Annotated in this window: 11 protein-coding genes; 9 read left to right on the forward strand and 2 right to left on the reverse strand. The window is 37.8% G+C overall.

Going from position 1 to position 15,522, the window contains the following annotated elements:
* The first annotated feature begins 179 nt into the window (after window positions 1–179).
* A complete protein-coding gene (locus AC3FI7_RS22270) occupies window positions 180–914 on the forward strand; it encodes a LytR/AlgR family response regulator transcription factor (RefSeq protein ID WP_491460939.1) in 735 nt (244 codons plus the stop codon).
* A gap of 72 nt (window positions 915–986) precedes the next feature.
* On the forward strand, window positions 987–1,529 hold the full coding sequence (locus AC3FI7_RS22275) for a lipocalin family protein (RefSeq protein ID WP_142724633.1): 543 nt from the start codon (window positions 987–989) through the stop codon (window positions 1,527–1,529).
* A gap of 83 nt (window positions 1,530–1,612) precedes the next feature.
* On the opposite strand, the gene AC3FI7_RS22280 is transcribed toward AC3FI7_RS22275, so the two are convergent.
* Window positions 1,613–2,086, reverse strand: coding sequence for a DUF7832 domain-containing protein (locus AC3FI7_RS22280; protein WP_491460940.1), 474 nt, complete (start codon window positions 2,084–2,086; stop codon window positions 1,613–1,615).
* Window positions 2,087–2,199: 113 nt separating this feature from the next.
* Here AC3FI7_RS22280 and AC3FI7_RS22285 point away from each other — a divergent pair, with 113 nt between their 5' ends.
* The 4 genes from AC3FI7_RS22285 (at window position 2,200) to AC3FI7_RS22300 (ending at window position 11,634) form a co-directional block, all read left to right on the forward strand.
* Window positions 2,200–3,450, forward strand: coding sequence for a CinA family nicotinamide mononucleotide deamidase-related protein (locus AC3FI7_RS22285; RefSeq protein WP_491460941.1), 1,251 nt, complete (start codon window positions 2,200–2,202; stop codon window positions 3,448–3,450).
* Between the two features lie 89 nt (window positions 3,451–3,539).
* Window positions 3,540–6,938, forward strand: coding sequence for a trifunctional glycoside hydrolase family 18/polysaccharide deacetylase/glycosyltransferase family 2 protein (locus AC3FI7_RS22290; RefSeq protein ID WP_491460942.1), 3,399 nt, complete (start codon window positions 3,540–3,542; stop codon window positions 6,936–6,938).
* A gap of 161 nt (window positions 6,939–7,099) precedes the next feature.
* Window positions 7,100–9,157 (forward strand): M13 family metallopeptidase, encoded by a 2,058-nt coding sequence (locus AC3FI7_RS22295; protein ID WP_142724629.1) that lies wholly within the window; start codon window positions 7,100–7,102, stop codon window positions 9,155–9,157.
* 380 nt (window positions 9,158–9,537) lie between these two features.
* Window positions 9,538–11,634 (forward strand): M13 family metallopeptidase, encoded by a 2,097-nt coding sequence (locus tag AC3FI7_RS22300; RefSeq protein WP_491460943.1) that lies wholly within the window; start codon window positions 9,538–9,540, stop codon window positions 11,632–11,634.
* Between the two features lie 64 nt (window positions 11,635–11,698).
* Here AC3FI7_RS22300 and AC3FI7_RS22305 read toward each other — a convergent pair whose 3' ends face one another.
* Window positions 11,699–12,745: a hypothetical protein gene (locus AC3FI7_RS22305; protein WP_142724627.1), complete on the reverse strand. Its 1,047-nt coding sequence runs from the start codon at window positions 12,743–12,745 to the stop codon at window positions 11,699–11,701.
* Window positions 12,746–13,099: 354 nt separating this feature from the next.
* On the opposite strand from AC3FI7_RS22305, the gene AC3FI7_RS22310 reads away from it, so the two are divergent.
* The 3 genes from AC3FI7_RS22310 (at window position 13,100) to AC3FI7_RS22320 (ending at window position 15,468) form a co-directional block, all read left to right on the forward strand.
* Window positions 13,100–13,546, forward strand: a complete 447-nt coding sequence (locus AC3FI7_RS22310) for a type VI secretion system contractile sheath small subunit (RefSeq protein WP_228451261.1) — start codon at window positions 13,100–13,102, stop codon at window positions 13,544–13,546.
* A gap of 20 nt (window positions 13,547–13,566) precedes the next feature.
* The gene (locus AC3FI7_RS22315) at window positions 13,567–14,928 is read left to right on the forward strand and encodes a DUF5458 family protein (RefSeq protein WP_142724625.1); all 1,362 of its coding nucleotides are present in this window, start codon (window positions 13,567–13,569) and stop codon (window positions 14,926–14,928) included.
* A gap of 78 nt (window positions 14,929–15,006) precedes the next feature.
* Window positions 15,007–15,468: a hypothetical protein gene (locus AC3FI7_RS22320; RefSeq protein ID WP_491460944.1), complete on the forward strand. Its 462-nt coding sequence runs from the start codon at window positions 15,007–15,009 to the stop codon at window positions 15,466–15,468.
* Window positions 15,469–15,522: the final 54 nt, after the last annotated feature.

Here is a 15,522-nt window from a genome sequence, read left to right on the forward strand (position 1 = left end):
TTTGAATGTTAGTATTATAGTAATTCTTATGAACTAAATTAATAAAAAAAATATTAATCACTTATCAGAGTATTAATTTATAATGATTTTAAATAACAAATAATACCAGATTGTATGATTAATTAAATATTCCTAATTTGCATCTGCAATCTGTTACCTTCCACCTAATATCTGTTCAAATGAAAATAAAAGCTGTCATTGTTGACGATGAAATTATAGCAAGAGACGTTTTAAGTAGCTATCTTACCAAATACTGTCCGCAGGTGGAAATCCTTGGCGAAGCTGAAAATATTAAAGAAGCTGTCCCGTTAATCACCGAAAAACACCCCCAATTGGTATTTCTGGATGTAGAAATGCCTTTTGGAAATGCCTTTGATGTTCTGGAAGCAACTAAAGAATTGTCTTATGAAACCATTTTCATTACCGCATTTTCACAATATTCATTACAGGCTTTGAACAAATCGGCAAGTTATTATATTTTAAAACCTATTGATATTCAGGAATTGATTCTGGCAGTCAATAAAGTAGCTGAAAGTCTGGAGAAAAAAGAAGAACTTAACCGAAACAAGATCCTTCTTGAAAATCTTAAATTAAAACCTGAAAAACAGCAGCTGATCCTGCCAACCCTGCAGGGATTTGATGTTGTAAAGACAGAAGATATCGTCAGGCTTCAGGCAGATGGCAATTTTACCCAGGTATATCTTACAGATGGCTCAAAGAAGATGGTGTGCCGGTTTTTGAAACATTTTGATGACCTTCTGGAAAGTCCGTTTGTGAGGGTACATCGTTCCCATATTATTAACACAGGATTTGTAAAATCATATCATAAAAGCGGGACAGTAATGTTGTCTGATGATACTGAAATAGAGGTTTCGGGAAGCTTTAAAGATAATTTCCTGAAAGTATTTTCATAGAATTTGTGGGTCTTTAACAGACCAAAGGCATTATTTTTGACGTTTTATAGTAACCACCAAAATATTCCTGTCATGAAAACCATTCATAAAATTATTCTTCCCGTTTCATTGGGAGCTCTGGGACTTATCGTATTCAATTCATATTCAGTAAGAATTCCCAGGGGGGCATCTGCTGTAAAGAATTTTGATCTTAAAAAATATCTTGGCAGGTGGTATGAGATTGCCCGTTTTGATTACAGGTTCGAAAAAAATATGGATAATGTGACCGCAGAATATACAGAGAATCCGGATGGAACCGTTCAGGTAAGAAACAAAGGCTATGATTACATTAAAAAAGTATGGAATGAATCCATTGGAGAAGCAAAATTTGTAAAAGACCCAACAGAAGCCCGGTTGAAAGTTTCATTTTTTAAACCGATCTGGGCCGGTTACAATGTTATAGATATTGATGAAGACTATCAATATGCCCTGGTAGCAGGAAGCAGTTTAAAATATTTATGGATTCTTTCCCGTACAACCAATATCCCTGAAAGCATCCGCCAGCGTTTCCTTCAGAAAGCCAAGAAAATCGGCTATGATACAGATAAACTGATCTGGGTGAAGCATAATCAATAGGGAGTAGTAAGCAAATTACAGAAGGGCAAAATCGTAAAAAGGCAGATAAAGTATTTTGTTTTACGGTTTTGCCCTTTTGCTTTTTAGCTGTTAATATATTCTTTCCATTCTTCAAAACGATGGTCAATAACCTGTTTCATCAGATCATAGTTTTCGTAGGTATCTTCGATATGATAGAATGTTTCATATTCATAATCGTTTTCTTCTGCTTTGGCATCAAAAAGATTCACGTAATCGTCAGCAAATGAGCTGTATCTGTTTCCAAAATCAGTGTCATCAGCATAATAATCCTTTGCAAAAAGATTTCCCAGCTCATTCAGGTCATATTCAGAAAATTTCCCGTCACAGGAATCCATGATGAATTCTGCCCCTGTGATTTCTCTTCTTTTTACCTTTTCTATTTCCTCTGATGCGTCTTCTTTCAGTTCATCAGAAACCAGATCGTTATGAATACACCAGTTCAGAAACATTCCTGTGTGTGTAGCTCCGTTTTTCTGAGGAAGCCCTTCAGGAAAATCACCGCCATAATGCCATGAAGCATCATCATATTTAGACATAATTATTATTGTAGTTTTAGATAATTCCGTCAAAAATAGAAAAAATCAATTTATATTGCTGCTGACATATAATTTTCCGTCATTTGCATAGAATTTTTTTCAACAGAAAATATATGGAAAAAGCTGTTCTGATTACTATTGGTGATGAAATCCTTTCCGGAAACACGGTAGATACCAATTCTAATTTTATTGCCACGGAACTTAAAAATATAGGAATAAAAGTTATTCAGATTCTTACGATCTCAGACGAAATTGAAACCATTAAAGATGCATTGAAAACTGCCTTTGAAACTGGCGATTTAGTCATTACGACAGGAGGGCTTGGACCAACCAGAGATGACAAGACCAAAAAGGCTTTGGCTGAATATTTCGATGATGAAATTGCGCTGGATGAGGTGACGTTCAACCACCTTAAAAACTATATGGAAAGAAGGGGACGGTCAGAAATTCTCGAAAGAAACAGGGAGCAGGCTTTTGTTCCTACCAAATCCATCGTTTTTCAAAACCATTACGGAACCGCGCCATGCATGATGATGGAACAGGACGGAAAACTGTGCTACAGCCTTCCGGGGGTTCCTTACGAGGTAAAGCCGCTTATAAAGGATCAGATCATTCCTTATCTGCAGAAAAGATTCAGGCTTCATTATATTCATACAAGGATTGTTTCCGTGGTTGGAATTCCTGAGAGCATTCTCGCCGATACCATTGAAGACTGGGAACTGGCGCTACCTGAAAATATAGCACTGTCTTATCTCCCCGTAGGAACCCGTGTAAAGCTTCGTCTTACAGCTTCCGGGGAGAATGAAGAATTGCTGAAACAACAGACAGAAGAAGAAATCCAGAAATTGCTTCCTTTGGTAGAAGGACATGTCATTGCGGTGTCTGAGGATAAAATTGAAAATATTCTGGCAGAGATGCTCACGGAAAGAAATCTGACAATTTCTACTGCAGAAAGCTGTACAGGAGGAGAGCTTGCCAAAATGATCGCTTCAGTATCCGGCAGTTCAAAATATTTCCTGGGTGGGATGATAGCTTATGCTACAGAAAAAAAGATAAAAATTTTAAATGTTTCCAGAGAAACAGTAGACCAATTTACAGTGGTCAGCGAGCAGGTAGCCAGGGAAATGGCAAAAGGCTGTCAGGAATTGTTTCAAACCCATATTTCTCTTTCCACAACCGGCGTTGCCGGACCGGGAAAAGGAGAAGACGGAAAAGATATAGGAACAGTGTATTACACCATAAGGGTCAAAGATCATGAGGTAACATCCAAACTGTATATGCCTCATCTGGAAAGAGTGGACTTTATGAATTTTGTTTCCCAAAAAGTGATTCAGGATCTGGTGAGCCTACTTGTAAACGGTTAAATGAACATCCTTCTTTTTAATTTTTTTTTAATTAATTTTAATATAGTTTTTCACACTTTTTGAAAACCATTCATTAAAATTTTAAAATCGTGGAAAATTCCAAACAGATTTTTCAGACCAACAGCAAAAAACGCTGGAAAAGTGTACAGTGGGGAAGCCGTATTTTTATCTTTGTAGGAATACTGCTTCTGCTTGCTTTGGGACTGATGATGACCCTGGACAGAAGTCCTAAAATCCCTTTTAAAGAGGATTATAAAGCTGTTATTACAGCCAATAAACCTTACCTTCAGGAGAATAAAATCTCCAAAGAATATAAAGGTTTCAGAAACTTTATTTCTGAAAAAAACATTCATACCAATCTTGATAAAATTGAGAAGGCAAGAGCAGAAAGATATAAGAATCAGAACCGGAACTGGACTCAGTTTCCGGGAGGAATCAGGTCTGCATTTTATGTGGCATGGGATCCTCAGTCTCTTATGTCCCTGAAACGAAATATCAGACACGTCAATCTTGTTTTTCCGGAATGGTTTTTCATTGACCCCAAAACAGGTGATCTGAAAACCAATGTAGACCCGGAAGGCTACAAAGTGATCAAAAGAACAGGAGTGGCTGCTATGCCGATGCTCAGTAACAACTTCGACAGAGAATTCCGTTCAGAAGGACTGGTAAAAGTTCTTAATGATCCGCACAAAAGAACACAACTGATTCAAAAGATTACCCAGCAGTGTAAAAAATACCATTTCAAAGGAATCAATATTGACTTTGAGGATATGAACCTGAATTCTGATGAAAATCTGATCGCTTTTATGAAAGAGCTTTCAGAAACCTTCAAAAAGAATCAGCTGCTGGTGACAATGGATATCATGACAGATAATGATGATTACAGCATCCCAAGACTGAATCCTTATGTAGATTATTTTGTTCTGATGGCTTATGATGAATATTCTGCAGGAAGTGACGCCGGTCCGGTATCTTCCCAAAAATGGATCGAAGAACAGACCGGTAAAATTGTAAAACAAACCGCTCCGCAAAAAATCATCCTGGGATTGGGGGCTTATGGTTATGACTGGAGTTCCAATACGGATGACAATACCTCTGTAACCTATATGCAGGCCATTACAAAGGCCAGTGCCAGTAAAGCGGTTATTGACTTTAATGACAATACATTCAATTTAAATTATTCTTACACAGATTCTAAAAATTTAACCCACACTGTATTTTTCAACGATGCAGCTTCTATTTTCAATACTATGCGTTTCTCCTCAGAATATCCGTTGGCAGGAACTGCGCTGTGGAGGCTGGGAAGTGAGGACAGCAGAGTATGGAATTTCTATGATAAGGATCTTACGTTTGCCGGACTTTCCAGACTGAATTTGAAAACGCTGGAAAATGTAAAGGGACAAACCATGGTGGATTATATAGGAGATGGAGAAGTACTGGATGTTCTGAATACCCCTCACGACGGAAAAATTGCACTTGAAATTGATCCGAAAGAGAAAATTATCACAGACGAAAATTATATTACCTATCCAAGCTCTTACGAAGTAAAAAAATATGGAAGTGCTCCTCAGAAAGAGCTTGTTCTTACTTTTGATGACGGCCCGGATGAAACATATACACCACAGGTATTGGATGTATTGTCCAAATATCATGTTCCGGCAGCATTCTTCCTGGTAGGATTAAATGCAGAAAAGAATCTTCCTCTGGTTAAAAGAATTTACCGTGAAGGCCACGAGATCGGAAACCATACATTTACCCATGAAAACGTGGCAAAAGTAAGCCCGGAAAGGGCGTTGCTTGAAATGAAACTTACCCGTCTGCTGATAGAGTGTGTGACAGGGCACAGTACAATTTTGTTCAGAGCCCCATACAATGCAGACTCTGAACCCACCACTTCCGAGGAGATCATTCCGGTGGCTTTGGCCAGACAGCAAAACTATCTGGATATTGGGGAAAACATAGACCCTGAAGACTGGCAGCCGGGAATAAAGGCAGATGAAATTGTAAAACGTGTCATGGCAGGTATCAAACAGGAAAGAGGGAATATCATTCTTCTTCACGATGCAGGCGGGGATACCAGAGAAGAAACAGTAAAAGCTTTAAAAATTCTGATTCCGACCCTTCAGAAGCAAGGATATCATTTTACCAATCTTACCAGTATTCTGCATAAAAGCAGAAATGAACTGATGCCTGAAGTTCCTAAAACAAAATCATATTACATTATGCAGCTCAATCTTGTGCTGGCTACTGTGATCTATGGAATAAGCCATTTTCTGGTAGCATTATTTACCATTTTTATTGTGCTGGGACTGATCAGATTATTACTCATGGCATATTGGGCTTTTAAAGAAAGAAAAAAAGAAAAAAAATTAGGTGGATTTCCGGTTCTTGAATCCTATCCGAAAGTTTCCATTATCGTACCTGCCTATAATGAGGAAGTCAATATTGTTTCGTCTCTGCAAAATTTGTTGAAGCAGACGTACCCGAATTTTAATATCATTATGGTAGATGACGGAAGTAAAGATTCTACTTATGAAAAAGCAAAAGCAGCATTTCCTGATCATCCGAAACTGAAAATCCTTACCAAAGGAAACGGCGGGAAAGCTACTGCCCTGAACTTCGGAATTTCGCAGACGGATGCAGAATATGTAGTGTGTATTGATGCAGATACCAAACTGCAGCAGGATGCCGTAAAATATCTTATTGCAAGGTTTTTAAATTCAAATCCTGAAGAAAAAATTGCCGCTGTTGCAGGAAATGTGAAAGTAGGAAACGCTGTAAACTGGCTTACGAAATGGCAGTCTATAGAATATACTACGAGTCAGAACTTTGACAGACTGGCGTATGCTCACATTAATGCCATTACCGTAATTCCGGGGGCCATCGGTGCATTTAAAAGATCTGTAATTATTGAAGCAGGAGGCTATTCATCTGATACCCTGGCAGAGGACTGTGATATTACGGTGAAAATACTGAAAGCAGGATATACGGTGGCAAACGAAAACAGAGCCATTGCAGTGACTGAAGCTCCGGAAACTGTAAAACAGTTTTTAAAACAACGCTTCCGCTGGACCTATGGTATCATGCAGATGTTCTGGAAACAAAGACAGACTTTCCTGAATTCTAAATATAAAGGATTGGGACTTTGGGCAATGCCGAATATTTTATTATTCCAGTACATTATACCGTTTTTTTCGCCACTGGCAGATGTGATTATGTTCTTTGGAATTCTGTCCGGAAACGGAGACAAAATATTCAGTTATTATTTGATCTTCCTTTTGGTGGATGCTTCTTTAGCTTTGATTGCATTCATTATACAGCGGGAAAAGTTAATCAATCTCCTGTATATTATTCCTCAGAGGTTCGGATACAGATGGCTGATGTATATTGTGCTGTTTAAGAGTTTAAGAAAAGCCCTGAAAGGAGAAATGCAGTCCTGGGGATTCCTGAAAAGAACCGGGAATGTAAAAGAGATCGTGACTTCTTAGATAAAGCTGGAGGATGGAAGCTGGACGTTATTGTAGAGATGGTATTACCATTCCTTATGATTTTCATAACTTCCAGCTTCCAACTTATTTATTTAAATTTGTTTTTCCGAAAAGTAACAAATTCGAAATAAATAATACATATTCTATAAATTGTTATCATAATGAAAAAAATAACGCTTTCTTTGTTTTTAATAGCAGGGATCTGTACTCAGACTACGATGAGCGCACAAGCTAAAACTGCTAAAGTAGCAGTGAACAACACAGACAAAGGTTTAGACCTTAGCCTGATGGACACTTCAGTACGTCCTCAGGATGACTTTTACAACTATGTGAGTGGAACATGGATGAAAACAGCCAAAATTCCATCGGATAAACCAACGTGGGGAAGCTTTAACAAACTGGCTGAGGATACGGATAACAATTCCATGACCATCCTGAACTCCCTTCTGAAAGATAAATTTGCAGATGGAAGTGAAGGTAAAAAGATCCAGGATCTTTATGCTACTTATATGAACATGCAGAAGAGAAATGCAGATGGAATCAAACCTATCCAGGAAAACCTGAATAAAATTGATGCCATTAAAAATATGGCTGACCTTCAGAACTACCTGGTATCTGTAACAAAAGACGGAGAGAATGTTTTGTACGGATGGGGTGTTGATGCGGATCTTAAAGATTCTAAAATGAATGCTGTTTACTTAGGAAATGCTTCATTGGGTCTGGGAAGAGATTACTATCAGAAAGTAAATGAGAAAAATACAGAAGCTATTGCTGAATATCAGAAATATGTAGCTTCAATGTTAAAAGAATTAGGATATAAAAATGCTGATGAAGCAGCAAAAAGTATCGTTAATTACGAAAAAAGCATTGCCAATACTTACCTTACAAACGAACAGAGCCGAGATAATACCCTTCAGTACAACCCTCAGACAATGGCTGAACTTTCCAGTCTTGTTAAAGGTGTAGATATCCCGGGGTATCTTAAAAAAGTTGGTGTAAATACAGACAGAGTAATCATCGGTGAATTAGGATACTACAAAAACTTTGATAAACTGGTAAATGCTCAGAATCTTTCTGTTATAAAAGATTATCTGAAATTCCACATGATCAACGGAAGTGCTGCTTACTTAAGTGAAAACTTAGGAAATATGAGATTTGCTTTCTATGGTAAATACCTTAGAGGGCAGCAGGAACAAAGAGCTCTTAACAAAAGAGGCTATGAGCTGATCAACGGTTCTTTAGGAGAGGCTTTCGGTAAATTATATGTTGAGAAATATTTCCCTGCTGAAGCAAAAGCTCAGATGGTAGAATTGATCGACTATCTGAAGAAAAGCTTTGCCGTTCATATCAATAACTTAGCATGGATGTCTTCTACTACTAAAGAAAAAGCAATGCAGAAGCTGAACAAGTTTACCGTAAAAGTTGCTTATCCTGATAAATGGAAAGATTATTCAAAATTAAATATCATTTCTGAAGCTAAAGGAGGAAGCCTTTACAAGAATCTTCAGAATATTGCTGAATGGCAGTATAACAAAGATCTGGCTAAGATAGGTAAGCCGGTTGATAAAACAGAATGGGGAATGACACCACAAACTGTTAATGCTTATTACAACCCGGTGAACAACGAGATTGTATTCCCTGCAGCTATTCTTCAGCCGCCATTTTTCAATCCTAAAGCTGATGCTGCAGTGAACTTTGGAGGTATCGGTGCGGTTATCGGACACGAAATGAGCCACGGATTTGATGATTCAGGAGCACAGTTCGATGCAGACGGTAATCTTGTAGACTGGTGGACTCCGGAAGATAAGGCTAATTTTGAAAAAGCAACAAAAGCGCTTGCTTCTCAATATGATAAATATGAGCCGGTAAAAGGAACTTTTGTGAATGGTACTTTCACAAACGGTGAAAATATCGCTGACTTAGGAGGGGTAAATATCGCTTACGATGCCCTTCAGATGTATTTAAAAGATAAGGGAAATCCAGGTAAAATCAGTGGATTTACCCAGGATCAGAGATTCTTCCTGAGCTGGGCAACAGTCTGGAGAACATTATCAAGTGAGAAATATATGATCAACCAGGTGAAAACTGACCCGCACTCTCCGGGATATTTCAGAAGTTTTGGTCCGCTGATCAACGTTGATGCCTTCTACAAAGCTTTCGACGTGAAAAAAGGAGATAAATTATACAAAGCTCCTGAAGACAGAATCAAAATCTGGTAACAATAATAACCGCTCAGCAATGGGCGGTTTTGTTTTTTTTAGAGGTAGCAGGTGATAGATGATAGGTAGCAGATTTTAGGGATTAGGGAAAATAGGTAATAAGTAAAAAGTAATAGGGATTGTGAGACGAATCGAAGGGATAATAGTTATAATAACGTCTTCCATCATTCCCCTCCCTTGGAGGGGTGGCAAAAATTCAAAGAATTTTTTGACGGGGTGGTCCACCCAATAGCACCAAACATTAAACTATGAACTTTAAACCTTAAACTTTTAATCTAAATCTAAATCTCCAATTTTCACCCATATATAAATATCATTCATTACATATCATTAAAGTTTGTATATTTGAGAAGTTTGTGTAAAATCAAAAATTATCTTTAATGAAAAAGCTAAATATTGGAATACTTGCCCTTTCAGGCATTGTATTTCTTAATTCGTGTGGTGCAGCAAAGACTGCAAAGACAGAGAATAAAACCGAAGCTACAGTGACCATAGCTGAGCCGGTAAAAGAAGAAGCAAAAGAGGAGGGGATTAATTTGTCATACATGGATACAAGTGTCCGTCCGCAGGATGACTTTTTTAGCTATGTGAATGGAAACTGGGTGAAAACGACTCAGATTCCTTCCGATAAAGCAAACTGGGGATCTTTCAATGCTTTGAGAGAAAATGTGGATGATGCTTCATTGGATATCCTGAATAAAATTCTTACAGAAACCTATCCAGCCGGATCAGAAGGGCAGAAAATTCAGAATCTGTATGCTTCTTTTATGGATACCAATAAGAGAAATACAGAAGGTCTTACACCTATCAAAGCGGATCTTGCCAAAGTAGATGCCATTAAAAATCTTAATGATCTTCAGAAATACCTTTTAGAGGCTACGAGGTTAGGAGATAATTCCTTCTACGGATGGAGGGTAGGCGCTGATATGAAGAATTCCAATATGAATGCGGTGTATCTTGGTGGTCCGGATTTGGGCCTGGGAAGAGATTACTATCAGAAAGTAAATGATGCCAATACTAAAACACTGGCAGAATATCAGATGTATGTCGGGAAGCTATTCGGAGTATTGGGATACAAAAATAATACCCAGGCGGCGCAGAATGTAGTGGACTTTGAAAAACAGCTTGCGAATTATTTGCTGACGCTTGAGCAGAACAGAGATGCCAATTTAAGATATAATCCTAAAAACGTATCAGAGTTATCAGGTGTGGTTAAAAATGTAGATCTGGCAAAATACCTGAAAGATGCAGGCGTAAATACAGATAGGGTGATCATCGGAGAGCTGAAGTACTACCAGAATATGGATCAGTTTATTACACAGAAAAACCTTCCTTTGCTGAAAGACTATCTGAAATATCATATTATTAATGGAAATGCGAGCAATCTGAATGACAGCTTAGAGCAGATCAGATTCGATTTCTATGCTAAATATTTACAGGGACAAAAAGAACAGCGTCCAATGAACAAAAGAGGGCTTACTCTTGTGAATGGTGTTCTTGGTGAAGCTTTCGGAAAACTGTATGTAGACAAATACTTTACTCCTGAGGCCAAAAAGCAGATGGAAACGTATATTGATTATCTTTTAAAATCATTCAAAACACATATTGCGAATATAGACTGGATGTCTCCTGAAACTAAGGTAAAAGCTCAGGAAAAATTATCCAAGTTTACTGTGAAAATCGCATATCCTGATAAATGGAAAGATTATACCCAACTGAAGGTGGAATCTCCAAAAGATGGTGCTACGCTTTATTCTAACCTTCAGAATGTAGCAGCATGGCAGTATCAGAGAAGTCTGGATAAAGTAGGAAAACCGGTTGACAAAACAGAATGGGGAATGTCTCCACAAACTGTAAACGCTTACTATAGCGGATCAAACAATGAAATTGTATTCCCGGCAGCTATTCTTCAGCCACCTTTCTATAACCCTAAAGCAGATGCAGCCGTGAACTTTGGTGGTATCGGAGCTGTTATCGGTCACGAGATTTCTCATGGATTTGATGACAGTGGTTCCCGTTTCGATGGGGATGGTAACCTGAATAACTGGTGGACAGATGCTGACCGTAAGAACTTTGATGCAAAAGTGGGGCAGCTGGCAGCGCAGTACAGTGCTTATGAACCCGTAAAGGGCAGCTTCGTGAACGGTAAATTTACAAGTGGTGAAAACATCGGTGACTTAGGAGGGGTAGCAGTAGCTTATGATGCACTTCAGATGTATTTAAAAGATAAAGGAAATCCTGGAAAAATCAGTGGCTTCACTCAGGATCAGAGATTCTTTATGAGCTGGGCAACCGTTTGGAGAACTAAAGCGACTGATCAGTATATGATCAACCAGGTGAAAACAGATCCACACTCTCCGGGAATGTTCAGAGCTTTCGGTCCTTTGGTAAATCAGGACTCATTCATCAAAGCATTTGATATCAAACCGGGAGACAAAATGTATAAAGCTCCTCAGGACAGAATAAAAATCTGGTAATTTTACCTGAAATTGTTAGAAAAGAAAAATCCATCTCTTATTGTTTGAGATGGATTTTCTTTTCTTAATATTCTCTCTTGTAATTCCTTAGTACAAATTTTATTCCGGTTTCCATAATGTCACCCATGGTTTTACAGTATTTGAAATTGACATCATAAGTAAGTTTCTGCAAGGCCGTTCTTAATTCTATAACATTGGTTTCCGGTGCAATATTGTCTTTTTTCATAATAGAAATCAGTTCATCAAATCTGTTTTTACTGCTGGTTACTCTTTTTACGATCTGTGAACGGACTTCCTTACGGTATTGTTCTATAGAGCTGGGTTTCAGTTTTTCCAGAACCATATTGACCATTTGATTGTTTTCTTTGAAATACTGAGGAAGGTAGACTTTCAGATTTCCTTCATAAGTCTGCTGATCAAAATCAATGGGGCGAATTCTGTAAATCACCTGGTCAAAATCATGTATTGGAATAACAACATAATTGTAAGAGCGCATGTCACCCAGGAGCCCAATGAGACAGCGCTCATTGAACTTTACAAATTCCTTGGAAATCTGTGCTTTTTCCAGTTCCGTACAATTGGGCAGGTGCTTTTGAATAAAAACATCTCCGGGAATTCCTAAAATATGCTCTTCAATCAATGTATTTTTATACACCAGAAAGTTGATTCTGTTGGGAGAAAGCAGATCTTCAAGCTCCAGTCCGAATATCCGGGAGGCATCCGCCTGTTTAATATAAAAATACGTATAATTATCATTAAGTATATTTCTCACCCGGATCCGAAACGGTTTAGAGTTTCCGAAGGTACAGAAATCAATGGTATCCACTTTCAGATATGGTAAGGTAGCAATATCTCCATCAGAATGAAGGAGAGTATAAATTTTATTGAGATTAGCTTCTATTTCTTTAAACTCATATTCAGAATATAATACCCCAAGCCACAAAGTATCCTTGCCATCTTTATCCAGGATACTCACACTGTCGCTGAACCTCAGGAGGTCTTCATACAGGAACCTGATCTTGGTCGTTCTGTTATATTTTTCCAGATATTGATGTAATGCTTCTGAAACTGGAAATATGGGTTTTCTGAATGCTATTTTTACATCTTTCATGACGCTGTTCGCTTTGTTTAAATATAATGAATATTTTTTGTAACGTCTGAGGAATTCTTATTTTAAAGTTCATTTGATACTTTTGTATAAAAGCGAAGGAAACAAAATTTTTATTTTATTTTTTCTTGGAAGATTTTATTTATTTTTTCATAGCTTAGTGACATCGTAATGTGATGATTTTATGTCAGATAAATGGTAGTAAATTTTGATGACTCAAGAAAAATCTTAGTAAAATTTTGTATGTTACAGTTTTTTTTTAAATTTAAACATTGGATTGGTAATTTATTTGATTCGTATGTAAATTATTCAAAGACAGATCCAAACCAAAATAGTAAATCTCAAAATAACAATAATATGGCAATGTTTAATTATGGTGTTGGCGGAAACGAGGTAAAAGTAGACGCTAATGAAGCTATCCAGGAAATCCAGGAAAATAAATCACTGATAGTAAGCCAGCTTACAACAGAAGAGTCTTATACCCCTGAAGTCATAACAGGATTAAAAACAGTGGAAGATGTTTTCAAACATTTCCAGCCTTCAGTATCGGTACAGCACGAGACAGAAGATGGGGGAATAGTAGAAGAGGAATTCCGTTTTCAAAATCTTGGAGACTTTACCCCTAAAAGCCTTACTCAGAAGTCAGATTATCTGCAGCAGCTGAGCATGGAACAGGAGCAGTACAATAAAATTGTACGTCAGCTGAAAACTAACAAAATTCTACGAAACATGCTGGAGAACGATCAGACCAGAGCAGCGTTCATAGAAGTATTGAAAGAAGTGGCACAAGAACTTGAAAAATAATTAAAGACTTACATTGAATCATGGATAGCAAATTACAGGCACAGGAAAGCCAGCAGCAGGGGCAGCAGCAACATGCAGGACAGCCGAAAGGCAACCCGCTTGCAGAGCTCAATAAAATGGGAGGATTTGGCTTTGTTGAATCCGTCGTAGACGGTATTGCCAATATGAACCCAACAAGAAAGGCAAGAAAAGAAATCTTCCTGAACGATAGCAATAAAGCAGACGAAAGAAAAGAGCTTCTTCAGAAGATCAATCTTTGGGTAAGCCTTTTAGAGGGTAAAGAATCAGCTGATAAAATGGCAGAAACGTGCAAAAACAAAGCACAGCAGGCCGATCAGAATCTGAAGAAAAACTTAAAAAGCACACTGGATGCTGTTCGTATGCTGGAAACCAACTACAGAACAGTAGCGCAATTCTACAAAAATACAGAATTGGATAAAGTGGATAACGTAAGTATCGTAAATGCCAGCCTTGAGCAGGTTTCCGATCTGGATAATCCCCTGTTCATCGATGCCATTTCTGAAGAATTTAAAAACTACTACGACCGTCTTGACCTTAGAGACAACTATTCAATCCTGGCAATACCGGGATATTTAGGATCCAATAAGGTCATTGAGAAATGGGCAAAGATCTGTAACGAAAACAAAGTAATGATGGTTACAGACTTCGCCAACCTTGACAAACCGGATGATGTGGTAGATTTATTTCACTCTGCAAACCTTACAGGAGGAGAACTCCACAGAAGTAATGTTATTATGACATGTAACTGGCTGGTAGGACGTGGTAAAGCAGAAGAAGTAGGAGAAGAAGAAAATGTAGAACTTCCACCTTCCACTTCGTTAGCCGGAAAAATCCACAAAACTCTGATGTCTCAGGTAGCTGCAGGTAAAAAACATGGTAACATCAACGAAGTAGACGCTGTAAAATTCGAGTTGAAGAAAAGTGAAATTTCTCAGCTGGAAAAAATGGGTCTTGTACCAATGGTCAACGAATATGGAAAAATTATGGCTTTCTCTGCAAAGACCTTATTTACAGGAGACAATATTGGTCTTCAGACCTATTCTGTAGTTCGTGTATTCGACTATGTAACCAAGGTATTGCTTGACTTCCTGAACAGAAGAGCTTTCGAAAACTGGAATGCAAAAAACGAAGACGATTTGAGAAGGCAGATTGTAACCTTCCTTGATAGCATCAAAGGACCGGACAAACTGATCGAAAAATTTAAAATTGTTCGTTTCGAGCAGGACAGAGTCAATAAAGACAGAGTATGGCTGGATATCCGTATGACACCTTATTTCCCTACAAAAAGTTTTGTTATTAAACTTGACGGACATAAAGGAGATGATGGTAACGAATGGGATGCAGAATATGCTCAGGAGTAAAATAAATATACTTTAAATAATAAAAACCGATGCAATTTTACATCGGTTTTTTTTCAACCAACATCTATGAAATTGAATATGAATAAGAAACTTATCATTGGCTTACCCACTCTGCTGATGGTACTTTTGATGAGTTGCGAAAAAAAATACCAAAGCCCGGGGCATTACGAAAATGATCTTTTTGCAGACGAACACCAGGAAGGAAAAGCATATATCATGAATAAAGATGAATGCTTTGATGGCAGTGAACTCGTTATTTCCAGTTCAGAGGTAAAGCTGGCCGACAGCTCCAAAGGACGTGGGAAATCATTCTTTCTTTATAAAGTAAAATCAGGAAAAGTATTGAAGACGGTGAGAGATTCTACGGTCGAAATGCCCATGCTGTTTTTATCCCAGTATAAACTCAAGATAAAAAGCAGTGATTCTATGTATGTTTATTTGAAAAAACTGGAAGGGTACCGCTTTTTAAAGAAGGACAGAAACCTTAATTATCAGTGGTTAAAAGCAGCTCCTGTATATACTGTGAAAGCTGATAAATAAATTTTATCTTTGCAGATGTTACATAGACTTGCAGTATATAGCTATGCAGCTGCT

The sequence above is a fragment of the Chryseobacterium sp. TQ-BC-N36 genome (genome assembly GCF_058382295.1).

Bases quoted from the DNA above. Each gene is read 5' to 3' on its own strand.
- AC3FI7_RS22315 (WP_142724625.1), top strand. From the start codon at position 13,567: ATGGATAGCAAATTACAGGCACAGGAAAGCCAGCAGCAGGGGCAGCAG.
- AC3FI7_RS22285 (WP_491460941.1), top strand. From the start codon at position 2,200: ATGGAAAAAGCTGTTCTGATTACTATTGGTGATGAAATCCTTTCCGGA.
- AC3FI7_RS22295 (WP_142724629.1), top strand. From the start codon at position 7,100: ATGAAAAAAATAACGCTTTCTTTGTTTTTAATAGCAGGGATCTGTACT.
- AC3FI7_RS22310 (WP_228451261.1), top strand. From the start codon at position 13,100: ATGGCAATGTTTAATTATGGTGTTGGCGGAAACGAGGTAAAAGTAGAC.
- AC3FI7_RS22300 (WP_491460943.1), top strand. From the start codon at position 9,538: ATGAAAAAGCTAAATATTGGAATACTTGCCCTTTCAGGCATTGTATTT.
- AC3FI7_RS22275 (WP_142724633.1), top strand. From the start codon at position 987: ATGAAAACCATTCATAAAATTATTCTTCCCGTTTCATTGGGAGCTCTG.
- AC3FI7_RS22270 (WP_491460939.1), top strand. From the start codon at position 180: ATGAAAATAAAAGCTGTCATTGTTGACGATGAAATTATAGCAAGAGAC.
- AC3FI7_RS22280 (WP_491460940.1), bottom strand. From the start codon at position 2,086: ATGTCTAAATATGATGATGCTTCATGGCATTATGGCGGTGATTTTCCT.
- AC3FI7_RS22320 (WP_491460944.1), top strand. From the start codon at position 15,007: ATGAATAAGAAACTTATCATTGGCTTACCCACTCTGCTGATGGTACTT.
- AC3FI7_RS22305 (WP_142724627.1), bottom strand. From the start codon at position 12,745: ATGAAAGATGTAAAAATAGCATTCAGAAAACCCATATTTCCAGTTTCA.